This is a genomic window from Sporosarcina sp. G11-34 (genome assembly GCF_026931025.1).
Window position 1 is genome coordinate 13,251 of the sequence record NZ_JAHNZW010000003.1, and the last position, 23,780, is coordinate 37,030.

Genomic DNA, 23,780 nt, shown 5'->3' on the forward strand with positions numbered 1-23,780 from the left:
AGTCAGAAAAATCTTATTAAAAGATAACTGGTACGGATGTACGGACTAATTAAGAAAGGTGATTACCTATGATTAATAGTGACCTGCACATTCCACTTCATATACAGATTAGTAGGATTCTAGAAAAGAAAATAAAAGAAGGTATTTATAAAGAGAAAATACCAAGTGAAAGAGATTTAATGGATCAGTTTTCAGTTAGTAGAACGACTATAAGGGAAGCTGTTTTAAGACTTGTAAATCTGGGCACTCTAAAAAAAATACATGGAAAAGGAACATTCATTACAAAAATACCACCTATTCAACAATGGCTTTCTTCTTTAAATAGCTTTACTGAAACAGTACAAAATATGGGTATGGAGCCCGGAAGTAAACTGTTAAAGAAGGGGAAAGTTAATAAAGAGCATTGTTCAAACAATCTAATTGAGAATGATATGTATTCAATCGAACGTCTTCGTTTTGCGAATAAAAAACCAATAGCAATCGAGCAGCATTACTATTCGCTTGATCTTGGATTAAATTTATCAAAATATGATTTGGAAAGTGCAACTATTTTTGAACTGCTAGAGAATGAACTAGGAATTAATTTAATCGAGGCGGAACAATTCATTAGTACTGAAATTGTTGATGAACGATCAGCATATTTACTAGATGTACCATTGAATACAAGTGTGTTTAGTGTCGAAAGAATCATTTATGATGAAACCGAAACCCCAGTTGAATATTATAAAGGTCTTTATCGCCCGGATATGTATGTTTTTAGAATTAAAGCAAAGAGAGGATTCAGTTGACTCTACAAACAGATCTAAATCCATCCATTCATTTGGTCGGATTCCCAGAGTAACAATCTAGTACAAGTTTTATAAAATTGAATTAAGCACTGAACCGATGCATATCGAATCGATTATAGCTATTAATCTTTAGCCTTTAACCTTGCAATTCGAATCACTAATTTGAGCATTTAAGGAGGTGAGTCAGGGCGAAAATTCATATTTATTCCGATGTTCGTATTTCTAGAATTGATTACTTACATACCGGCAATTGGTTTTGGGTCGGTTTACTAAAGTAACAATGCAATACAAACATAATAAAAAGGGATTTATGGAGGATGATTTATGACTTCATCATATTTACCGAGACAAATAGAGATTGGATAGGACAGTATAAGTAAGTTTGGTAAAATAGCATCGGAAATGGGAGTGAAAAACTAACTTGTCATTATCGATGCAGTTCAATCAGCTTTTATATCTAGGGATAAAGTATAAAAAAATACTATTATATTGGAGGAAAATTAAATGACAAAATTACAAGTTGAAGTAAAGAAAGTTGTAAGTAAAAAGGTGAAGATGACACCAAGTGAGGCTATTGTAGAAACATTGTTAGCAGAAGGAGTAAAAGATATTTATGGAATACTTGGTTCGGCATTTATGGATATGCTGGATTTACTACCTGCAGCAGGGATTCGCTTTATGCCGGTAAGACATGAACAAAGTTCTGGACATATGGCGGACGCTTTCACGCGTGTCACAGGTGTAGCGGGAGTTGTAATCGGTCAAAATGGTCCAGGTATTACAAATATGGTAACATCGGTTGCTGCAGCAAATCAGGCACATACTCCGATGGTTATCATTTCACCATCTGCAGGTACACCGACTATTGGATGGGACGGTTTCCAAGAAAGTGATCAAGTTTCTATCTTTAAATCCATAACAAAAGAAACAGTACGGGTTACACATAGAAGTCGTGTGGCAGAGACGTTACGGACTGCTTTCCGTATTGCATATGCTGAGCGTGGTCCTGTGTTATATGATATTCCACGTGATTATTTTTACGGAGAACTTGAGGATCAGATTTTATCGCCCCATCAATATCGTGTAGATGCTCGCGGTAGTGGTGATCCTGCCTCAATTGAAAGCGCTGTCGAATTGTTGAAAAATGCAAAAAAGCCAGTAATTATTTCGGGACGCGGTGCCGTCGATGCAAACGGAATAGATGCAATCGCTCAGATAGCTGAACATTTAACTGCACCTGTTGCCGTTTCTTATATGCATAATGATGCTTTCCCAGCTAACCATCCGCAAGCAGTTGGACCAATTGGATATATGGGATCAAAAGCAGCAATGTATTCGCTTAAAGAAGCAGACGTAGTTCTAGCAATCGGTACGCGACTGTCAGTCTTTGGAACATTACCGGCTTATGACATCGATTATTTCCCAAAAGAAGCAAATATTATTCAAATTGACATCAATCCACGAAATATTGCAAGGACACATCCGGTTGAAATTGGTATTATAGCAGATGCGAAAAGCGCCGCTGAAGAGATTTTGAAGCAATTACAGAGTGAAAAAAGAGAAGTGGATTCCTCTCGTCTACAAGAAATAACAAAACGTAAAGAGGAATGGGAAAAAGAGCTCGTCGATTTGGCTATGGTAGAAGGTAGTCCAATTAATCCACGACGTGCATTGTTGGAAGTAAGAAAAGCATTACCTGATAACACAATTATTGCAACAGATATTGGGAACGTGTCTTCGACGGCAAATGCTTATTTACACTTCAATCAACCTAGGCGTCATCTTGCAGCATTAACTTTCGGTAATTGTGGATTTGCTTTCCCAGCGGCTATGGGCGCGCAAATTGCAGAACCAGATTCACCAACATGTGCAATTGTAGGTGACGGGGCTTGGGGAATGAGTTTACATGAAATCAGTACAGCAGTTGAGCAAAAACTTCCTGTCATTGCTTGTGTATTTAATAATAAATCATGGGCGGCAGAGAAAAAGAACCAAGTAGATTTTTACAATAATCGTTTTGTTGGATCTGATATTGATGCACCTGATTTTGCTGAAGTTGCAAGGGCGATGGGTGCGCTTGGATTTACAATTGACAAAGCAGAAGATATTGGACCAGCCATTGCAGAAGCCCTAAAGGCAAAAAGGCCAGCAATTATCGACATACAAGTCGATGGCACTATGCTCGCGCCACCATTCAGAAAAGATGCGTTAGAGCTACCTACTCGTTATTTAGAGAAATATAAGCATCTTGATTACCGTTCATGGAAAGATGAATAAAAATAACTAGTTAATCCTGTGTTTAATAATGAAAAGACAAATTCAAGAATAAAAATAGTTTTGATATAATATAAAAATGGACATCCATAATCTCATATTAATTACTTTTAATTGCGTTATGATTAAAAGTAGGTGAGACTATGGGTGTTTCTTAAATTTAAGAAGTATCGAAGTATAATAAAATGAAGTAAGGAGGGAATTTATGGGGAAGTTGAAAATGTATATGAATAAACTAGAGTCGACTCCCAATCGTAGTTTTATAAATGTCATTTTACCAGGAATCTTAATCTGTTTTGTCGTGATGATTGCAGGTATTTATTTAGCGGAGCTAATTGGGGTCATGATTGTAAAATTGGGGATTTTACCTGAAGGAAGTTCCAGTCCAGTGTCCGGAATATTTGTAGCTATTATTCTTGGTATTATTATCCGCAACACGGTTAATATGCATTCAATTTTCAGAAATGGAGTCGCTTTTGCTGTTAAATATGCTTTGCGGGCAGGTATTATCTTGCTCGGTCTTAGATTGAGTCTTAATGAGGCACTAAGGCTTGGTGCTTGGGGAATTCCGCTAATTATTGCGTGTATTTCATGCGGAATCATTGTCACTTTGTATTTTACTAAGAAACTGAACCAGTCCAATCGACTTGGTACGTTGATTGCCTGTGGAACAGGTATTTGTGGGGTAACGGCTATCATGGCAATATCTCCTGTTTTAAAGGCCAAGGATAATGAAATTTCATATGCGGTTGCCAATATTACCATCTTCGGTTTGGTAGGTATGCTGTTTTATCCTTATCTTGCAAATACTTTTTTTGGTGATGATCCAATCAAAGCGGGATTATTTTTGGGAACGGCCATTCATGATACGGCACAAGTTACGGGATCTGCACTCATTTACAATCAAATGTTTGATATGGAAAAAGCAGTTGACGTTGCAATGGTTACCAAGCTAACAAGAAATTTATTTATTATCGCTGTAATTCCGCTTATTTCATTTCTGTTTTTCAAAAATGAAGGTGTGGAGGATGGTAATGGAGGAGAGCGGAAAATTCCGAAATGGTATAAGCTCATACCTTTATTTGTCATTGGTTTTTTGCTGCTTGCATTTGTAAGAACGATTGGGGACATGAATTTAGAAAATAATGGATTGGCTTTCGGCTTCCTGGATTCCACCACATGGAAAAATGTTTATACTTACGGAAGTTCTTTTGGAACTACTTATATGCTCGGCTTGGCAATGGCTGGTGTTGGGTTGTCAACAGATTTCAGCACATTCAAAGGACTAGGAATAAAACCGTTTTACATAGGACTTATTGCAGCGGTGTCTGTTGGAATTGTCAGTCTCACGCTGATTAGTTTGTTTGGTCATTTGATTGTTATTTAAGGGGGCAGTATCAGTCCTTCCCTTTATTTTAGATTGCTATTATAGGTTGAACTAAAGAATTCCTTCTAACTCGCTTCGGCGCCTTCGCTTAGTTTGTACTCGTATTCATATGTTCAACCTATATGACAGTATATTTATCTTCGCTACGCAATTAACGCGGATGAAAAAAGTGGCTTGCACAATTACAGTGCAAGCCACTTTTTTTACTAGGTAAGAAAGTATAAGCTTTTTAACTTAGGTCGGTGTCTAGACTCCAGGCGCCAGTCGCTCGAGTCGCCTCAGATTTGATGGTAAAGTACCTTCAAGTCTTCCAGCGCTTGTCGCGCCTAGCGGGCGCCCTCCACTTTACTTATTATGCGATGGGTCCACCTTTTGAAGAGATATCTTTAGAAACTGTACCAAATTTTTTAAAGTTTTCATGGAATAAATTCGCAAGTTCATTGGCTTTTTTATCATATTGTTCGCCGTCAGCCCATGCGTTGCGTGGGTTAAGAACTTCAGTCGGAACACCATCAATTGCTATCGGCATTTCGAGACCAAATACCGCGTTTACTTCGGTTTCAGCATTTTTGAGTTTACCTTCAAGTGCTGCACGTACCATCGTGCGTGTATACTTAAGATCCATACGATGTCCAACGCCGTATTCGCCACCTGTCCAACCTGTGTTGACGAGGAATACTTGTGCATCGTGCTCATCAATTTTCTTCCCAAGCATTTCAGCATACACAGTTGCATGTAATGGAAGGAAAGGAGAACCGAAGCATGTTGAGAACGTTGCTTCAGGCGATGTAATGCCACGTTCTGTACCTGCAAGTTTCGATGTGAAGCCGCTTAAGAAGTGGTACATTGCTTGTTCTTTTGTCAATATCGAGATTGGAGGCAATACACCAAATGCATCTGCCGTAAGAAAGACAATTGTTTTTGGATGGCCTGCAACAGAGGGATCAACAATGTTGTCAATCGCTTGAATCGGATACGCTGCACGCGTATTTTCTGTTAGTGAACCGTCGTCATAATCGGGAGTCCGCGTTTCTGGATTGATTGCGACGTTTTCAAGAACGGAACCGAAACGAATTGCTCCAAAGATTTCTGGTTCTTTTTCAGCTGAAAGGTTAATACACTTCGCATAGCAGCCGCCTTCGATGTTGAACACGCCATTATCAGACCATCCGTGCTCGTCGTCGCCGACTAATTTACGATCTGCATCTGCGGAAAGCGTTGTTTTACCTGTGCCAGAAAGTCCGAAAAATAAAGCTACATCACCGTCTGTACCAACGTTTGCCGAACAGTGCATCGGTAAAATTCCTTTTTCAGGAAGTAAATAGTTCATAATTGAGAAGATTGATTTCTTCATTTCGCCTGCATACTCAGTTCCACCAATTAGAATAATGCGTTTTTCCATTGAAACAATAACGAATGCTTCAGAATTTGTACCATCGATTGTAGGATTTGCTTTGAACGATGGAGCTGAAACAATCGTGAATTGTGCTTCGTGTTCGTTAAGTTCTTCCTCGGATGGACGAATGAACAATTGGTGTACGAATAGGTTGTGCCAAGCAAATTCATTGACTACTTGGATGGAAAGACGTGACGCTGGATCTGCACCTGCAAATCCTTTAAACACATATAATCCATCTTTAGTTTTTAAGTGGTCCATAACTTTGTTATATAATGAATTGAAAACTTCTGAAGAAATTGGACGGTTTACATTGCCCCAATCGATATTGTCTTTGGAAGACTCTTCTTCAACGATAAATCGGTCATCAGGGGAACGACCTGTATATTTTCCTGTTTGGGCCACTACTGCGCCATCTGCAGTTAACAGTGCCTCTCCACGTGATATTGACATTTCAACAAGCTGTGGAACGGAAAGTTGAACATTTACATTCTCTCCTAAAAGCAGATCTTTAAGTTTTTCGCTAATTTTCGTTGTAATCATAGTTAAGTACCGTCCTTTGCATATAGTCCCAAACAATTGGGTGATATCACATTGTGGAATTAGTATAACACATTAAAAATATTAGTCTATACTAATTAAAAGCTTAAGAGTTATGCTCTAAAATGTTTGACATAAGACGTCATTTTTTGTAACATGTTTAATTGAACGGATACTCTTATCCCGAGCTGGTGGAGGGGTCAGGCCCTATGAAACCCGGCAACCTGCAATAACGTTTTTTTGTTAATGTGATGGTGCCAAACCTGATGCAAGGTGAAAACCCTTGGACGATAAGAGTGAAAGGTGCTTTTTCAAATCATGCCTTTCCTCATGTATTATGACGTGAGTGAAGGGCTTTTTCTATTGTTTAGCCCTTAATCCTCGTGTATAGAGCTCGAAATGGCTTAAAGTCCATTCCAATAAAGCGGACTTTTTACATGGGAAATATGAGTACCGTATCAATCTCGTAGGATATAAGGAGGAAATTAAATGACAAATCGACGTCTATTTACTTCAGAATCGGTAACAGAAGGACATCCAGACAAAATGTGTGATCAGATTTCTGATGCCATTTTGGATGCTATTTTAGCAGAAGATCCAAACGCACGTGTTGCTTGTGAAACGACGATTACAACTGGGCTCGTTCTTGTAGCAGGTGAAATCACAACGACAACATATGTGGATATACCAAAAGTAGTGCGGGAAACGGTTAAGGATATCGGCTATGTTCGTGCAAAATACGGTTTTGATTGGGAAACGTCTGCTGTATTGACAGCAATCGACGAACAATCAGCGGACATCGCTGCAGGGGTAGACACGGCTCTTGAGGCACGTGAGGGTTCTATGTCAGACGATGAGCTAGAAGCAATCGGAGCGGGCGACCAAGGCTTAATGTTTGGGTATGCTTGTAATGAAACACCCGAACTAATGCCACTACCAATTAGTATGTCCCATAAACTTTCATACAGACTTGCACAAGTACGAAAAGAAGAAATTCTATCGTATTTGCGTCCCGACGGTAAAACGCAAGTAACGGTTGAATATGATGAGAACAATAATCCCGTTCGCATCGATACAATCGTTATTTCAACGCAACATCATCCAGAAGTAACACTTGAGCAAATTCAAAAAGACATTAAAGAACATGTTATTAAGCCAGTTGTACCAAAAGAGTTGATTGACGAAGATACAAAGTATTTCATTAATCCGACGGGCCGTTTCGTTATCGGTGGGCCACAAGGAGACGCGGGTCTTACAGGTCGTAAAATCATCGTAGACACATATGGTGGGTATGCGCGTCACGGCGGTGGTGCTTTCTCTGGGAAAGATCCGACGAAAGTGGATCGTTCGGCTTCTTATGCAGCACGCTATGTTGCCAAAAACATCGTTGCTGCGGAACTTGCAGACCGTTGTGAAGTACAACTTGCTTATGCAATTGGTGTAGCTCAGCCCGTGTCGATTTCGATTGATACATTTGGTACAGGAAAAGTATCTGAAGGCCGTCTTGTAGAACTTGTACGCGAATTATTCGACCTTCGTCCAGCAGGTATTATTAAAATGCTTGACCTACGTCGTCCAATTTATAAACAAACAGCGGCTTATGGTCACTTTGGTCGTACAGATATCGATCTACCATGGGAAGAAACAGATAAAGCTTCTGTTTTGAAAGAATTAGGGAACAAATAAATGAGGATAAGCGTTGGAAGAGGAATTGTCCCTTTTCTGACGCTTTTTTTGTAGTTTTATCTATTTACCGAAAAGAAAACTTCCACTTCAATCATGTAAAGGGCGTAGCCGGGTGACAAGCAGTAAATATGACTTTAGATGATAAATTAATTAAAGAACTTGTTGCTAACAGCAAATAATTATAAAAACCCGGTAGGCCGTGGCCATTAACCGGGTCCCTACTTATTTCTGCAACCCTTTATAATACTGTCCTTTTTCTACATACCCTTTAATGACACGTGTCATCTCTGCGCGATCTGCATCATTTAGTTCGCGTATTACTTTAGCGGGAGAACCAAGTGCGAGTACACCGGGTGGGATTTTCTTACCAGGTGGAACGAGGCTACCCGCGCCGATAAATGCGCCTTCTCCAATTTCAGCGCCATCGAGAATAATGGAACCCATGCCAACGAGTGCACCTTTTCTCACTGTACAGCTATGCAAAGTAACTTGATGGCCAATAGTGACTTCATCCTCAAGTATAAGAGGCGTGTTTGGGCTTTGGTGCAGACAGGATAAGTCTTGAACGCTTACTCTTTTTCCGATAATCGTTGGAGAAACGTCTCCGCGGATTACCGTATTGAACCAAATAGATGATTCGGCGCCGATTGTTACATCTCCTGTAATTGTCGTGAAATCCGCGATAAATGCAGAAGGGTCGATTACTGGGGTTTTATCTTTGTAAGGATAAATCATTACCTCTCCTCAATTCTTTATGTAGTGTATAATTAAGTGTATCAAAGTCTATGTTTTTATTAAATGAAAATAGGGAAATACATAGTGTATGGACCGACATATAAGGGGGATGATGACGATGTGGAAATGGGAAGCGGAAGGGCAGCCGAAAGCGGTTGTAGCCATCGTCCATAATGTATACGAGCATCATAGCCGATATGCTTGGCTTATTCAGAAACTGCGAAGTAGTGGATTTCACGTCGTTGCCGGCGACTTACCGGGTCACGGGGAAACAGCGGGAAGTAGTGTTCACAATGAAACATTTGATACGTACATAAAATACGCACAAAAATTACTGAGCGTCAGTCTTGAGGATGGTTTACCGTTATTTATCCTTGGTCATGGTCTTGGTGCAACGGTTGTCATGCGAATATTACAGCGGGGGAACGTCGAATGTGCGGGTTTCATTTTAAGTTCGCCGTGGTTGCATTTAGAACATTTACCGCCAAAGCATTCAAGCGTATTGACAAAGTTTTCTTCGTCTGTAAAACTTGATCATGAAATTACGATAGACATGTTAACGAGAAACAAAGACTTATACGCCGAAGCAAACGAAGATCCAAACTATACAACAATCATGACCGGATCTTGGTATAAGGAATTGCAATTATTTATAAAGCTAGTCGGTCAAAATGAAAAGGTTATCGCCAACATACCAGTCCTTATGCATTCGGCTGAAAAGGATAAAATTACGGATATAAAATACGCAAAAAAATGGCTGTTAGCGCAGGGATTATCTGAATTTCAATATAAAAAATGGAAACGATTATACCATGATGTCTACCAAGAACCTGAACGGGACGAGGTTTATTTATATACGGAATCCTTCATGCATTCGGTTCTTCGTTCACTTGGATATGTTGTTTGAGGTTATGAACCACCCACGACTGAAGTCACGGGTGTTCTAGGCTTAATCATAAAAACGCCAATCCATGGCGTTTTTGTTTTGGGCGAATATGTATTTCATCCCTAGGCTACATAGTCTATAATAGAATGAATTAATTCGAACTTAGGAAGTGTTGTAAATGACAACGATTGGGTTTGTGCGGCATGGTATTACCGCGTGGAATAAAGAAGGACGTGAGCAAGGCAGTTCGGATATCTCTTTAGATGAAGAAGGAATCCAAATGTCGCGATGTATCGCCGACCGACTTGCGAAAGAAGATTGGGATATTGTATACACAAGCCCATTAATGCGCGCGAAACAGACTGCTGAATTGATTGTAGAAAAAAAGCCTAGTATGGATTTAGTTATAGATAACCGCATTCGGGAAATAGGGAGTGGCTTAATCGAGGGGACGACGGAAGCGGAGCGTATTGAAAAATGGGGCCAATCGTGGAGAAGTTTAGGGCTGGGTTTTGAATCGCGGGAGGAAACAATAGGTCGGGGACTTGCGTTTATTGAAGAGATTAGTAGGGCCCATTCGGGAAAACGGGTGTTGGTAGTGAGCCATGGTAGTTTTATTGTGGAATTGGTCGAAGCGCTCATTCCTACAGGAAATCTGGGAATTGCACTTGATAATACCTCACTTACGATTATTCAGTTAAAAGAGGATCAAAACATTTGCATTTTATATAATTGCACAAAGCATTTGTCATAAGGGGGAATTTCGTTGGATCAACTACTATCTTTTTTAATCATTGGCATGGGTATTTTTGTTTGGTTTGCATTGGTGAAATTAAAACAAAAACCGTATATCGTCAATTTTAGCCTTTCTGCGATGCTTTTATTAATTGTCTGGAAAACGTCGCTCATGGATCCCCTTGACTGGCTGTCAATTGGGGTAATTGTTATGTGTGGCCTTGCGTTCATTATGCAACTCGTTATGGGCATTAGAAGCATTCAGCTAGCAAAGGAATAAAATAAGTATTGAATCATTTGATTGGGAGGCAGGACGATGGGTGAAAATCGAAAGAAAGAGCTTTTCTCGTGGGTAAAATCAATCGCTTTTGCATTTATACTTGCACTTTTAATTCGCCAATTTTTATTTACACCTGTTGTTGTTTCGGGAGAGTCAATGTTTCCAACTTTTGAAAATGACAATAGAATCGTTATTTCAAAGGTATCTAAAATTAATCACTTCGACATGATTGTGTTTCATGCACCTGATTCCGAAGATGATTTTATCAAGCGGGTAATTGGACTTCCAGGTGATGTAGTTGTCATGGAAGACGACAAACTATATATAAATGGGAAGCAATATGTCGAGGAATATGTGCAAGCGAATAAAGCGCAGGTTTTTGAAGGGCAGATGTTAACGCAAGACTTTGAGGTTGAAGTCCCTGAAGGCTATTTATATGTACTAGGCGACAATCGAAGAAGAAGTACAGATAGTAGGGAAATTGGATTCATCGATGAAAAATCAGTCGTTGGAAAAGTATCTTTTCGTTTTTATCCATTAAAAGAAATAGGCATTCCGAAATAAGATAGCAATAATGACCTCCACGTCATATGTGTGGAGGTTTTTCTTTGGTTGACCCGATTCGTATGGTAAATTAGAAGTACTGTAAGCAAAGGGAGTTACTCACAATGAATGATTTTTTTGAGCGAAAAAAAATAGAATTTGGTATTGATTTGAATGATGTGCAAAAGAAAGCCGTCTTGAAGACAGAGGGACCTTTGCTTTTACTAGCATGCCCGGGTTCTGGAAAAACGACGACTATGATTATGCGTATAGGGTATTTAATAGAGGAGAAGCAAGTTCATCCAAGGCGTATTAAGGCGATTACATTTAGTCGGGCATCTGCGCGTGATATGGCAGAACGATTTACTCGTTTTTTTCCTGAAAGTACACCGGTTGATTTTTCGACGATACATAGTCTTGCATTTATGATCGCCCGAAAATATTTAGACAAACAAGGAACGACATTTGAGCTAATTGAAGGTGGAGGAAAGGACAAACAGTCGATTAATAAATCTTTTTTGCTGAAAGGTTTATATAAAGACGTATTAAAAGATGACTGTACAGACGATGAATTAGCTGCGCTTTCAACATTCATCAGCTCGATTAAAAATCGAATGATTCCACCCGAAGAGTGGGGAAATCTAAAAGGTCCTGTGGACAAAGCAGGTCTGATTGCGCGGAAATATGAACAAGTAAAGTCGCGAGAACCGGGTCATCTGCTCCTCGACTTCGACGATATGCTCGTCCTGGCAGAAGAAGCATTTAGAAATGATGAGCAATTGGGCGAACATTTTTGTAATATGTATGATTATTTACTAACGGATGAAAGCCAAGATACGTCACTCGTTCAACATAAAATCGTCGAACATCTTGCAGCTTTTCACGGCAATCTTTGTGTCGTAGCTGATGATGATCAATCCATTTATACGTGGCGAGGTGCGGAACCCGATTATCTACTCGATTTCCGTAAAGTTTATCCGGATGCGGAAATTTTAATGATGGAACGGAATTATCGATCCTCAAAAGATATTGTGGACACGACCGCGAAGTTTATCAAACGAAATAAAAAACGGTATCCGAAGGAAATGCATACGGAAAATACTGCTGTGAAACCGATTGGACTGAAGCGGCTCGACAATCCCAAACGGCAACTTGAGTATGTAACTTATGAATTGCTTGGGGAGAAAGATTTAAATGAAGTCGCAATTCTATTTCGCAATAATTCATCATCGACGATGTACGTAAGTGAATTGCATCGCCGTGGTATTCCATTTTACATGAAAGATGCGGATGATAAGTTTTTTACGCATTGGATTGTTGAAGACATTTTGAATTTCATGCGGCTTAGTTTTAATACCGAACGGAAGGATATCTTTTCAAAAATTATTATGAAAATGAATGTATTCGTTTCTCGGAACATGTTAACCGAGTTCAATAATTCAGAGACGACAGGGAACGTATTTGATGGATTCATCCGAACGGTAGAACTACGAACAAACCAAATAAAAAAACTAACAGAATACAAAGCGGTCTATGCTTCTATATTAGATAAGCGTCCAGCACAAGTCATTCGTATGATCCGAAATGATCTCGGTTATGAGGCGGCATTGAAGAGTCGTGCCGAAAAGTTTGGTTTCCGTATTGATAATATGCTTGGAATTCTTGATACCCTTGAGGGCATTGCATCACAACTCCGAACAATGGTGGAATTCGCCACACGCTTGAAGGAATTGGAGGAGGCCGTACAAAACGCGAAATTTAATCCGCCAGAAAATGCGGTCACTTTATCGACTTTCCACAGTGCAAAAGGGCTTGAGTTTGATAGGGTATTCATGATCGATTTGCAAAAAGGTATTATTCCGTCTGAAGAGGATGAGGAAGATGTTGCAGCATTAGAAGAAGCAAGGCGCCTCTTTTACGTCGGTATGACACGAGCAAGAGAACGACTTGAACTTCTTTCTTATCAACAAGATGAGGGCAAATCAAAAGAAGACTCCAGATTTCTAAATGAAGTACGTGGGCTTCTCATAAAACCCGGTGAAGCGAAAAGCGAACCGGCAAAGCCGAGCGTTACAAAATTAGGAATTGCAATAAATCCAAATGGCATTGCAAACAGCAGTGAATTAAAAGTTGGGGCGAATGTTGTGCATCGCGTTTTTGGCAAAGGGGTAATTATTGCTTCTGAGGCCAATCGGCTTGTTATTCAGTTTGAAAAGATGCAAAAGGAATTGGATATTGAAACGGTATTAAAACATCGAATTCTTGAACTGGTCGTCTAATGAAGAAGCTTATATGGATAGGGCTGGCAGGGGCGGCGGGGGCAATCCTCCGGACGGTAATTGGGCAAATTGTAAACGGTGAATCAGGGTTTCCGATAGCGACATTCGGGGTAAATATAGTGGGCACGTTTTTATTATGTTTTATTGTGGCAGGTGCCCTCCGTAAATCAAATGCTACTAAAGATATTGAAAATATAGTAACAACAGGATTTCTTGGTGCCTTTACGACCTTTTCGGCTTTAAGCATGGAAACGATCTTGCTCGTTGAAACGGGTCAGTTTATTACGGCTGTTTTGTACGTTGCAATGAGTATACTAGGCGGACTTGGAGCCGGAGTGCTTGGGTTTTATGTCGGTAGGAAGAAGGTGGCGGGATGACTGCCTTTGAACTGTTCGTGATTGGTGTTGGAGGTTTTTTAGGTGCGGTCATCCGGTATGCTATTTCAACGTACTTCAACCGTCCGAAGCAAATTCCAAAGGGTACACTTATTGTCAATTTAGCAGGTGCACTGCTCATCGGTTGTGTCTTCGGACTGGAGCTATCCCGAATCTGGACTTTCTTTTTGGCATCCGGTCTTGCGGGCGCATTGACGACATTTTCAACGTTGAATAAAGAGTTAGTTGAATTATGGGAAGGTAAGAAAAAGAAAGAAGCAGTACTGTATGTAGTCGTTACATATTGCGGTGGAATTTCACTCGCAGCAACAGGATATGTACTAATTTCTTATATATGAAGGAATGATGAAAATGGCAAAGCCAAAAAAGAAATCAAGTCAGCAAAATATAGTGAAATCGGTTTTAGCCATCATTGCAATTGCACTTATTGCGTTTTATTTTCCAGAGCTATTATCCGATGAAGAACAATTACCAAGTCGTGAAGGGTTAATTCCCGTAGAGCTTGTAAAGACAATTGACGGGGATACGATCAAGATAAAATATGAAGGCAAAGAGCAAAATGTGCGTTATTTACTTGTCGATACACCTGAAACAAATCATCCTCAACTTGGAAAACAGCCCTTTGGTCAGCAGGCGAAAGAAAGAAATCAGGAGCTAATGAACAGCGGACAACTTGAAATTGAGTTTGACATTGGCGAACGGATTGATAAGTATGGCAGACTTCTTCCTTATATTTACATCGATGGTGAAAGTGTTCAGGAGAAACTAATTGAAGAAGGGCTAGCTCGAGTTGGGTATGTCTATCCACCAAATACGAAGCATTTAGATCAATATGAAAAAGCGCAAGAGCGAGCGAAGAAATCCGGGCTTGGTATTTGGAGCCTCGAAGACTACGCAACAGACCGTGGTTTCGATAGTAAGAAGTATAAAGAAGAAAAGTAATAAAAAAGAAGTTTCCCCGTCAGATAGATACCGGGGAAGCTTCTTTTTTATATACATACCAATTCGAATCTACATGTGTTATTATTCTATTTAATATATCTATTTGAAATTGGTGTATTATTGTGTACAACAGATTGAGTTAGAAAGATTGCTATAAAATAAATGGAGGCGATGTCTGTGGGGATTTTGAAAGGTCTTAAAATATTAGACTTTTCCACTTTGCTACCCGGTCCTTTTGCGACGATGATGTTAGCTGATATGGGAGCAGACGTTGTTAAAGTAGAATCTCCGAGTAGGGAAGATTTCGTCAAATATTTTGGGCCAATGGATGGGGAAGTATCTGCGGCATTCGGGCATCTGAATCGTTCAAAGCGGTCCATAGCATTGGATTTGAAATTAGGGGAATCGAAAGAAATTGTATTTCGATTAATAAAAGAATATGACATTGTGGTTGAACAGTTTCGCCCAGGAGTAATGGACAAATTGGGCATCGGATACGACGTATTAAAAGAGATAAATCCTAAAGTCATTTTTTGCTCGGTGACGGGATATGGGCAAACAGGTCCACTTAAAAATCAAGCAGGGCATGATATTAACTATTTATCTTTAGCGGGTGTTTCAAGTTATTCCTTCAGGAAAGATCAGGCCCCCGTACCTGCTGGAGTGCAAGTTGCGGATATTGCGGGAGGTTCAATGCCAGCCGTAATTGGAATACTTGCCGCGGCTTACAACCGTGAGAAAACAGGTGAAGGGCAGTCCATCGACATTAGTCTCACCGATGTTTCTTTTTCATTGAATGCGATGTATGGGTCCGGCTATTTAGTAGGTGGGGTAGAACCCGAAGCAGAATCTTTATTGTTAAACGGCGGTTCTTTCTATGATTATTATGAAACGAAAGATCATCGTTACTTTTCGGTTGGAAGTTTAGAACCTCAATTTCAAGAAATGCTTTGTGAATTAATAGGAGATAAAGGGTTAGTGAAACTGAGTAGTAGTCAACGAAAAGAAGATCAGCAAAAATTTAAAGAAAAGCTGATAAAGACTTTTAAACAAAAGACTTTTGACGAGTGGATCACAATTTTAGAAAAAGGTTTTAATGGGTGTGTGGAACCTGTATTAAATTTCTCGGAAGCTGTAAATCATCCACAGATAAAAGCGAGGGATATGGTTGTTTCTGTTCCAAACGAACAGGGAGGCACTCAAAGTCAAATTGCTTTTCCGATTAAATTCTCTACTAAGCAACCTGCGTATAACTTTGTAGGTGTGCAAACGGGAAAACATTCAGAAGCGATACTAGAAGAAATCGGTTTTGACGAGAAAGAAATTCAACAGTTCACTGAAAAAGGTGTTTTTGGAAAAGAAAAAGTCGATACGCTGAATATATGAAAGCGTATACAAACTAAGCATAGGCATTCTTTATTTCAACATAGACAGATTTATTACAAAAAGGAGATGGTAAGTATGTTTGCACCACTAACCCCATTGGATTGGAAACGAAGAGCGATAAAATATTATCCACAAAAAGTAGCTGTTATCGATGGTGATAAAAAGTTTACATATGAAGAGTTTGGAAAGCGTGTAGATCAGCTGTCAGTATCTTTACAAAAAGCTGGTATTAAAGAAGGCGATCACGTCGCGGTAATGATTCCGAATACGCATTATATGTTGGAGTGCTTTTATGGAATTTGTCAATTAGGTGCAGTAATGGTGCCACTTAACTACCGGTTGTCGGCGAACGACTTGGAATATATCATCAGCCACAGTGACTCGAAAATGTTAATTGTTGACGAGGAATTTACAGCGCCGATTGAAGAAATCCAAGGAAATCTTTCTTTTGACAAGTTTGTAGTTGTTGCGGTTGAAGGACAGGAAACGTCCTTAAAAGGATTTGATTACGAGGACTTTCTGCAACAAGCGCCGGAAGATAGCGCGCTGCCTGAAATTGAAATAGATGAAAATCAACTGCTTACGCTGAATTACACAAGCGGAACGACTTCAAAACCAAAAGGTGTTATGCTGACTCACCGTGGCAATTATCTCAACGCCGCAAACTTCTTATATCATCTAAATGTGCTTAACGACGATGTCTATCTTCACACATTACCGATGTTCCATGCAAATGGTTGGGGCGGTGTTTGGGCAATTACAGCGGCGGGCGGTACGCATGTCTGTTTACGAAAAGTGGATCCGCCACTGATTCTTGATTTATTTGAAGAACATAAAGTTTCCTTGTTATGTGGTGCGCCAACAGTTGTGAGTATGTTGGTGAATGAACCGAAAGCAAAAGACGTTAAGATTACGACAAATCCACGAATGGCGACGGCTGGTGCACCTCCAGCGGCGGCATTGATCGGAAAAGCTCAAGAAATACTCGGCTTAAATATGATTCATGTGTATGGACTAACGGAAACGTCACCGTTCATTCTTTATTGTGAATGGCGAAAAGAATTCGATTCCAAAACACTGGACGAGCAGGCGACAATCAAAGCGAGACAAGGAATTGAATTGGCATTTAACGGCGAAACAAAAGTTCTTAATGCGGAAAGTGAAGAAGTTGCTTGGGACGGCAAGGAAATCGGTGAAATCGTGACTCGGGGCAATGTCGTTATGGCAGGGTATTATAAAAATCCGGAACAAACAGCGGAAGCCATTAAAGGCGGCTGGTTCTATACGGGTGATTTAGCAGTCACTTATCCGGATGGGTTCATCGAAATCCAAGACCGTATTAAAGATATGATCATTTCTGGCGGAGAAAATATTTCTTCAACAGAAATTGAAGGGGTCTTATATAAACATCCGGACGTTTTAGAAGTTGCAGTAATTGCAGTACCCGATGAAAAGTGGGGAGAAGTACCGAAAGCGATTATTGTGTTGCAACCGGATTGTGAACTGACGGAAAAAGAAGTAATTGATTATTGCCGAGCAAATATGTCTCATTTTAAAGCACCTAAAGCAGTGGAGTTTACGGAGTCTTTACCGAAAACGGCTACGGGTAAATTACAAAAGTTCCGCTTGAGAGAGTTGTATTGGACTGGACCGAAGAAAGTAAATTAAATATAGAAAAATAAGCTTCCCTTCCATCCGATTAATAAGGTGGAAGGGAAGCTTATTTATTTCATCGGAAACTTTTCATTATAATTTGTTGATTCTTTCAGCGCTTGTTCTTCTGCCGGAATCCGAACTGACAACATCCAGACATTGAGGATGGAAAAAAGGATGGCGGTGTAATAAGCGCTAAACAGTAGGGGCAGTACGAGCAATTCAATCGCAACAATTACGTAATTCGGATGGCGAATAAATGTATATGGGCCTTTTTGTACTACTTCCGCACCTGGCAAAATAATAATCTTCGTGTTCCAAAACTTTCCGAGTGAAGTAAGACACCATAGACGTCCTACTTGTGCCAAAAGAAAAACGGCAAGTAGCGAAATCCAAAATGGAGACAGTGCTCGTTCGAAAAAAGTCACCTCGATTATGAGGGACATAAAAAAGGCGACATGCATCGCCACCATAATTGGATAATGTGCCGCACCGACTTCAAATGCACCTTGATTACGCATCCATGTTTCATTTCGTTTGGCAACGAGTAATTCAACAAGGCGTTGTAAGATGACAATTGCTAGAACAACAGTAAAAAGCACCTACCATTCACCTCATTCCCATTTCAGCAATAGAAGTTCTCCGCAAAATCCAGGACCAAGAGCTGCCATCAATCCGATATCACCAGCTACCGGTTCATTTTCCATAAATCGCTGAAGAACATAAAGGATTGTAGGAGAAGACATATTCCCATTTTCTCTTAAGATCTCCCTAGATATAGTTGTTTTCGAACTCTCAAATCCAAGTGATTCCTCATACGCTTCAAGCACTTTCTTACCGCCAGGATGGGCGATGAAATGGGTAATATCATCTTTCGCCAAGCCGTTAGTTTCAAGAAATGTATGAACAAATGGACCAAGCCAGTTCGTAATAATACTTGGAATACTCTTGGAAAATACCACATGAAGTCCGCTGTTTTTTAAGTCCCAGCCCATAACATCTTCCGATTCAGGCATAAGCTTGGAAGTTGTCGCGATAATTTGGGGCATTGGTCGATTCATCGTTATGGATGATTCATCCCCAGAAATTAATGCACATGCTATGCCGTCAGAAAATAAGGATGCCCCGACAAGATTGCTTTTCGAATAATCATCCTTTTGAAAAGTAAGGCTACATAGTTCGACGGAAAGGACAAGAACGTTTGCCTTTGGATATGCAAGACAATAATCGGCGGCTCGGCTAAGTCCGACAGCACCTCCAGCACAACCAAGTCCCCAAATCGGAATCCGTTTCGTGTCATCTCTAAAAGGAATTTGGTTCATAATCCGGGCTTCAATACTAGGTGTTGAAATACCACTGCTAGAAATGAAGAAAATTGCATCGACTTCAGAAGGTTTAATGGAGTTTTCAAACAAACCTTCGCCATCCAGGCATTTCTTTACGGCTTGTACGCCGTAATCAACTGCGTGTTTAATATATAAATTATTTCGTTCCTCAAAATCATGAGGTTCGCCGTACCATTCGAGCGGCATACAAATATGACGTGTCTCGATATCGCCATTTTCGAATACTTTTAATAATCGTTCAATATTATCAAACTTTTCACTGAATAATGAACGGGTCAATTCGGTAGCTGATTCTTGTTTTATTTCATACGATGGTTTAACTATACTTACGGACATAATTTTAGGCATTGGTTACCCCCATCTAAGTTAGTGTATGTTGAAATAAAGAACCTTATTAAATTCGTTTCGGCAAGAGTGATGGACATATTCATGAAAAGCCCGCCAAATTACTGGCAGGCTCTTTTATTCAGCTTTCTAGTGTACTTGCTTGCTACTACGAGGCTGATAGTTTCTCGCATAATTCTGTTAAGCTTTTTACGAACTTTAAGTCACTTTCTTTTGAACGCTTTTTTGGACCACGTAATCGTCCACCTGCCATTCGCACTTTTTGTGCTTTGTGTCGCGCATATAGCAATTGGTCGATGTTGTCATTTGTATACCATCTTCCATTTTGATCGATTGGATGTCCTCGTTTTGCAAGGACCATCGCAGCCAATCCATAATCTTGGGTGACGACAATATCACCCTTTTGGACACGGTTTACAAGAACAAAATCAACTGCATCGGCACCTTTTGAAACAATAACGGTTTCCGCACCTTCACGATGAATTTCATGTGTGGTATCGCAAATGAGGATACAGCGATATCCAAAAGTTTTTGATATGCGGATTGTCTCATTTACTACCGGACATGCGTCCGCATCAATAAGAATCGTCGCCATTCCGCAACCTCCCTTTATTATCTCTATTCGAAGTATAGCAAAGATAGAACCTAAATGCGTTTATTCTGGATGCTGATTCGATTTTACGTACATAAAACGGAAGAATAGCAGAAAGGAGGAATCGGCCGAATACTTCCCGTATATTACAGAAGGAACAACAAATTTGGGGAGGTTCACTTATGTTTAAAACAATCGAGGAATTTTTAACTAATTGGGGTCACGAAAGTGGATCGACACAAAAAGTATTGAATGCATTGACAGACGAGTCACTTACACAAGAAGTTTCACCTGACGATCGTACACTAGGCCGAATTGCTTGGCATGTTGTAACGACATTGGATGAAATGATGTCACGGACGGGACTTGAATTCGAGGGGGCACGTCATGATACGCCGGTTCCCGCATCGGCGGACGAAATTGCGGAAGCGTACCGTTCGTCAAGTGCGGCAATGGTTGCTGCGATAAAAGGGCAGTGGACAGACGCAACACTTAGTGAGGTAAAAGATATGTACGGAGAGCAATGGCCAATCGCAACCGTACTTGGCATTTTACCGTCACACCAGACACATCATCGTGGCCAAATGACCGTACTCATGCGTCAAGCGGGTCTTAGTGTACCTGGTGTTTATGGACCATCCCGCGAAGAATGGGCAGAATTCGGCGGGGAAGCACCGGAATTATAAAGGGAAAAGGGATACAACTTATCGGAAAATCTGATAAGTTGTATCCCTTTTTTGCTTAATGTGCGTATATATTAATTAGTAGCCAACAGTAATCCGCCCATTACCCGATTTTAAACGAAGTGTATTTTCTCCTACACCAATTACTGTTTTTGAATTTTGTTCGCCAAAGACATCTATTTTTCCGTTACCTGTCTTCGTGTAAATTGACAGGTTTGTCGGTTTACTTTTTGATTTAATGAAGATTGCTCCATTATCTGTACGGAAATCCATATTTCGATCAAGGCTCGATGTTTCGAGTGTAATCCGCCCATTATCCGTTTTACCCGTAATGGCCCCGTCGACATGTTCCATTTCGATTCGACCATTATCGGATTCCACGGAAATAGTGTCGGCTTCAATGTGTCGCATTTCAATTCGCCCGTTATCAGTCTCCACTTTTATAGTATCGGCCTGTATTTTATCTAGCATAATGCGTCCATTATCCGCTTCAGTAGAAAGGTCGGATGCAGCGATTTCATTTAACTCGATTCGTCCATTATCGGTGTTGGCAGTGATACTTTTTCCAAGTAATTTCCTTGCTGAAATGCGTCCGTTATCGGTTTTCATTGCAATGGATTGATAGAGCTTGCTTGGAATAAACACATTAACAATCACTGGTTTCATATTGAACATGAATAACCAGTGGCGTAGACTTTTTAAACGGATGAATAGCGTATCGCCAACAACTTCCGCAGACAATTGCATTTTTTCATTTGCACCGATTAATTCGACAGTCGTTACGGTGTCAGTGGATGGGCGAACAACGAGTGCACCGTGCTGGACATTCATGTCAATTTTCGTATACGTATTATTTTGAAGCGTAATCAGTTCATTGCTTATTTCGTCAGGAATATCTTGCGTAGCAAACGAATAGGAGGCAAGCAGCTCCTCGGCGATTTGACTAGGAGAGCCAAGTGAATTGGCAATCTCACTATCTGTCTTTCCATCTGCGCGACCATTTGTAAAATACTCGTGAATATCTTGAATGATATCGTTCCGTTCCTCGTTTGGTAATTGTTTCAAAGTATCTTCAAGTACGCGTATAAATTGATTTTCAGTCATGCCTAACACCCTCCTCTATTAATGTATTGACGCCGTCTGTAAAGGTTTTCCACTCGTTCAGCTGTTCATGAAGATACTCGCGACCAGAGTCGGTTAGTTTGTAATATTTGCGTGGGGGACCTTCCGTCGATTCTTGCAAATAAGTTGTAAAGTAACCTTCTTTCGTCAACCGTCTAAGAAGTGGATATACTGAACCTTCAGAGATGGAAATTTGGTTTGAAATTTTTTGGACAAGTTCATAGCCATATCGATCTTCTTTGTCGAGAAGAACGAGCACACAAAGATTTAATACACCTTTTTTAAATTGGACATTCAACACTTACACGCCCTTTCACTACAAATCAATAGACAGTACTATAATATGAAATGTAACTTGTTGCTAATAATATATCACTCAGTACTATTCATTGCAAGGTACTGTTGTAAAAAAGAAGCATCTGATTACAGATGCTTTTACTCAAATCACTTAAAATGTTTCAATGCTTCCCGTTTACTAAGTGGTTTTAAAGGATTTTCCTCAACAAACAATTTCACAATATCCGGATTGGTCTTAGCGTATTCTCGTAACACCCATCCTATTGCTTTTTGAATAAAGAATTCATTTGAACTTGAATGCTGATTGATCATCTCAAATAATAAATCCGTATTTGTTTCTTGTTTGAATTTTAATTGATGGAGAATGGCGGAACGATTGGTCCACATATTGTCTGACAAGGACCATTCCCGCATCACTTTTTCACCGTGCGTACGATCCAACTTCACGACATGACCGATAGCTTTCGGTGCAATTGAATCGACGCTATCCCACCATGATTTGGATTCAATCAGTTGTAATAAATCCGGTAAATCATCACTTGTTAAATGCTTTTTCATTTTCTCAAGAAGAGCAATCGCCGCATATTGGTATTCACGCTCTGGGAGCTTGTATAGCTTCCAAACCTCACTAAAAAGTTGCTCAGGTTCAGGAAGTGCGTATTCCCTAAACTGTTCTTTTAATAGCTCTTTTCGAAGGGGGCTCCTTATACCAAGAAAGGAGAAATGATCTTTCATATAAGCCTTCATGGGCTCTGCTTGTTCTACGTTTCGATTTGCTTCAAACTTTTCAATGATTCCTCTATGATCCCATATTTTTTTTAACGTGTTCATCTCCTAAAAGGTTTGATTAAGAAAAGTGTATCATAATGGCTAGGTAAGGAACGTTTATTCAACTAGTAACTTAGTACATAATGGGGGTGCAAATGAAGTGAACGAAGCAATGAACAGCAATACAGATAAGAAATCGAGAAAATCTAATATTCTATTTGGTATTCTGATGGGCGGTGGATTTATATGTATTGCTGTTTTTGCATTCAGCTTAATTTTAGCCACGTTCTATTATGATAAAGATACGGTTGCTTATTTTGCTGATAAAAAGCTTGCCATTATGTCAATCAATGGAGACATCGTGCTTGGTGAGATAGGACCCGGCCCGGAAATCAACACTATATTAAGCGCGGTAGAAGGTTACAAACATGGAAAAGACGTATCGTACGTGAAAGGTGAAACTGAGTTTGCAATCATCGTTGAGAAAGATGCTAGCTGGATTATTAAGAGCATGTCTGAAGCGAATGAAGAAGAACGGAAAGAATTGGCTAACTTAACAATATTGGATTGAGACCTTCAAACAGAAGTCGTTTGAACGGGTTTCTAGTTTCTTTATTGTTAGTTACGATTGCCACGCTTTATCTTGTCTTTGCGGATAGAAGATAATGACCATGAGTGATACAATTATAGTAGACAATTTTCAGAAAGAACTTGTCAACTAG

At 39.9% G+C, this 23,780-nt stretch carries 24 protein-coding genes and 1 riboswitch; of the genes, 16 read left to right on the top strand and 8 right to left on the bottom strand.

The window, feature by feature from the left end; translation table 11 throughout:
* The first annotated feature begins 68 nt into the window (after positions 1–68).
* The 3 genes from KSU66_RS04280 (at position 69) to KSU66_RS04290 (ending at position 4,449) form a co-directional block, all read left to right on the top strand.
* Positions 69–788, top strand: a complete 720-nt coding sequence (locus KSU66_RS04280; protein WP_269050186.1) for a GntR family transcriptional regulator — start codon at positions 69–71, stop codon at positions 786–788.
* 504 nt (positions 789–1,292) lie between these two features.
* Positions 1,293–3,065, top strand: a complete 1,773-nt coding sequence (xsc, locus tag KSU66_RS04285; RefSeq protein ID WP_269050187.1) for a sulfoacetaldehyde acetyltransferase — start codon at positions 1,293–1,295, stop codon at positions 3,063–3,065.
* A 202-nt stretch (positions 3,066–3,267) separates the two neighbouring features.
* Entirely contained in the window at positions 3,268–4,449 is a 1,182-nt protein-coding gene (locus tag KSU66_RS04290) for a YeiH family protein (protein ID WP_269050188.1), read from the top strand.
* A gap of 352 nt (positions 4,450–4,801) precedes the next feature.
* Here the strand turns inward: KSU66_RS04290 and pckA are convergent, their stop codons facing one another.
* Complete coding sequence (gene pckA, locus KSU66_RS04295; protein WP_269050189.1) at positions 4,802–6,388, bottom strand: phosphoenolpyruvate carboxykinase (ATP); 1,587 nt, start codon at positions 6,386–6,388, stop codon at positions 4,802–4,804.
* A gap of 172 nt (positions 6,389–6,560) precedes the next feature.
* Positions 6,561–6,682: riboswitch (SAM riboswitch) on the top strand.
* 192 nt (positions 6,683–6,874) lie between these two features.
* Between pckA and metK the strand changes: the two genes are divergently transcribed.
* Complete coding sequence (gene metK, locus KSU66_RS04300) at positions 6,875–8,071, top strand: methionine adenosyltransferase (protein ID WP_269050190.1); 1,197 nt, start codon at positions 6,875–6,877, stop codon at positions 8,069–8,071.
* A 222-nt stretch (positions 8,072–8,293) separates the two neighbouring features.
* Here the strand turns inward: metK and KSU66_RS04305 are convergent, their stop codons facing one another.
* Positions 8,294–8,806: a gamma carbonic anhydrase gene (locus KSU66_RS04305; RefSeq protein ID WP_269050191.1), complete on the bottom strand. Its 513-nt coding sequence runs from the start codon at positions 8,804–8,806 to the stop codon at positions 8,294–8,296.
* 118 nt (positions 8,807–8,924) lie between these two features.
* On the opposite strand from KSU66_RS04305, the gene KSU66_RS04310 reads away from it, so the two are divergent.
* From KSU66_RS04310 to KSU66_RS04355, 10 genes are all read left to right on the top strand, one after another.
* Entirely contained in the window at positions 8,925–9,713 is a 789-nt protein-coding gene (locus tag KSU66_RS04310) for an alpha/beta hydrolase (protein WP_269050192.1), read from the top strand.
* A 157-nt stretch (positions 9,714–9,870) separates the two neighbouring features.
* Complete coding sequence (locus tag KSU66_RS04315; protein ID WP_269050193.1) at positions 9,871–10,446, top strand: histidine phosphatase family protein; 576 nt, start codon at positions 9,871–9,873, stop codon at positions 10,444–10,446.
* Positions 10,447–10,458: 12 nt separating this feature from the next.
* Positions 10,459–10,707, top strand: a complete 249-nt coding sequence (locus KSU66_RS04320) for a hypothetical protein (RefSeq protein ID WP_269050194.1) — start codon at positions 10,459–10,461, stop codon at positions 10,705–10,707.
* 36 nt (positions 10,708–10,743) lie between these two features.
* Positions 10,744–11,271 (top strand): signal peptidase I, encoded by a 528-nt coding sequence (lepB, locus tag KSU66_RS04325; protein ID WP_269050195.1) that lies wholly within the window; start codon positions 10,744–10,746, stop codon positions 11,269–11,271.
* Positions 11,272–11,375: 104 nt separating this feature from the next.
* The gene (locus tag KSU66_RS04330; protein WP_269050196.1) at positions 11,376–13,529 is read left to right on the top strand and encodes an ATP-dependent helicase; all 2,154 of its coding nucleotides are present in this window, start codon (positions 11,376–11,378) and stop codon (positions 13,527–13,529) included.
* Complete coding sequence (gene crcB / locus KSU66_RS04335; RefSeq protein ID WP_269050197.1) at positions 13,529–13,906, top strand: fluoride efflux transporter CrcB; 378 nt, start codon at positions 13,529–13,531, stop codon at positions 13,904–13,906. The genes KSU66_RS04330 and crcB overlap by 1 nt, the downstream gene beginning before the upstream one ends.
* Complete coding sequence (locus tag KSU66_RS04340; RefSeq protein WP_269050198.1) at positions 13,903–14,262, top strand: fluoride efflux transporter FluC; 360 nt, start codon at positions 13,903–13,905, stop codon at positions 14,260–14,262. Before crcB ends, KSU66_RS04340 begins: the two co-directional genes overlap by 4 nt.
* Positions 14,263–14,275: 13 nt before the next feature.
* Entirely contained in the window at positions 14,276–14,866 is a 591-nt protein-coding gene (locus KSU66_RS04345) for a thermonuclease family protein (protein WP_269050199.1), read from the top strand.
* Positions 14,867–15,043: 177 nt separating this feature from the next.
* Positions 15,044–16,252, top strand: coding sequence for a CaiB/BaiF CoA transferase family protein (locus tag KSU66_RS04350; RefSeq protein WP_269050200.1), 1,209 nt, complete (start codon positions 15,044–15,046; stop codon positions 16,250–16,252).
* Positions 16,253–16,327: 75 nt separating this feature from the next.
* Complete coding sequence (locus KSU66_RS04355) at positions 16,328–17,920, top strand: long-chain-fatty-acid--CoA ligase (protein ID WP_269050201.1); 1,593 nt, start codon at positions 16,328–16,330, stop codon at positions 17,918–17,920.
* Between the two features lie 56 nt (positions 17,921–17,976).
* On the opposite strand, the gene KSU66_RS04360 is transcribed toward KSU66_RS04355, so the two are convergent.
* The 3 genes from KSU66_RS04360 to KSU66_RS04370 all read right to left on the bottom strand — a co-directional run bounded on the left by KSU66_RS04360 (position 17,977) and on the right by KSU66_RS04370 (position 20,191).
* On the bottom strand, positions 17,977–18,507 hold the full coding sequence (locus KSU66_RS04360) for an isoprenylcysteine carboxyl methyltransferase family protein (RefSeq protein ID WP_269050202.1): 531 nt from the start codon (positions 18,505–18,507) through the stop codon (positions 17,977–17,979).
* 12 nt (positions 18,508–18,519) lie between these two features.
* Positions 18,520–19,599, bottom strand: a complete 1,080-nt coding sequence (locus KSU66_RS04365) for a type III polyketide synthase (protein WP_269050203.1) — start codon at positions 19,597–19,599, stop codon at positions 18,520–18,522.
* A 145-nt stretch (positions 19,600–19,744) separates the two neighbouring features.
* The gene (locus KSU66_RS04370; protein ID WP_269050204.1) at positions 19,745–20,191 is read right to left on the bottom strand and encodes a YaiI/YqxD family protein; all 447 of its coding nucleotides are present in this window, start codon (positions 20,189–20,191) and stop codon (positions 19,745–19,747) included.
* 179 nt (positions 20,192–20,370) lie between these two features.
* On the opposite strand from KSU66_RS04370, the gene KSU66_RS04375 reads away from it, so the two are divergent.
* Complete coding sequence (locus KSU66_RS04375) at positions 20,371–20,874, top strand: DinB family protein (protein WP_269050205.1); 504 nt, start codon at positions 20,371–20,373, stop codon at positions 20,872–20,874.
* Positions 20,875–20,949: 75 nt separating this feature from the next.
* Here KSU66_RS04375 and KSU66_RS04380 read toward each other — a convergent pair whose 3' ends face one another.
* The 3 genes from KSU66_RS04380 to KSU66_RS04390 all read right to left on the bottom strand — a co-directional run bounded on the left by KSU66_RS04380 (position 20,950) and on the right by KSU66_RS04390 (position 23,121).
* Complete coding sequence (locus KSU66_RS04380) at positions 20,950–21,975, bottom strand: DUF4097 family beta strand repeat-containing protein (protein WP_269050206.1); 1,026 nt, start codon at positions 21,973–21,975, stop codon at positions 20,950–20,952.
* Positions 21,968–22,291: a PadR family transcriptional regulator gene (locus tag KSU66_RS04385; protein WP_269050207.1), complete on the bottom strand. Its 324-nt coding sequence runs from the start codon at positions 22,289–22,291 to the stop codon at positions 21,968–21,970. Before KSU66_RS04385 ends, KSU66_RS04380 begins: the two co-directional genes overlap by 8 nt.
* 146 nt (positions 22,292–22,437) lie before the next feature.
* Positions 22,438–23,121: a DNA alkylation repair protein gene (locus tag KSU66_RS04390; RefSeq protein WP_269050208.1), complete on the bottom strand. Its 684-nt coding sequence runs from the start codon at positions 23,119–23,121 to the stop codon at positions 22,438–22,440.
* 97 nt (positions 23,122–23,218) lie between these two features.
* Between KSU66_RS04390 and KSU66_RS04395 the strand changes: the two genes are divergently transcribed.
* Positions 23,219–23,629, top strand: coding sequence for a hypothetical protein (locus KSU66_RS04395; RefSeq protein WP_269050209.1), 411 nt, complete (start codon positions 23,219–23,221; stop codon positions 23,627–23,629).
* The last annotated feature ends 151 nt before the right edge of the window (positions 23,630–23,780 follow it).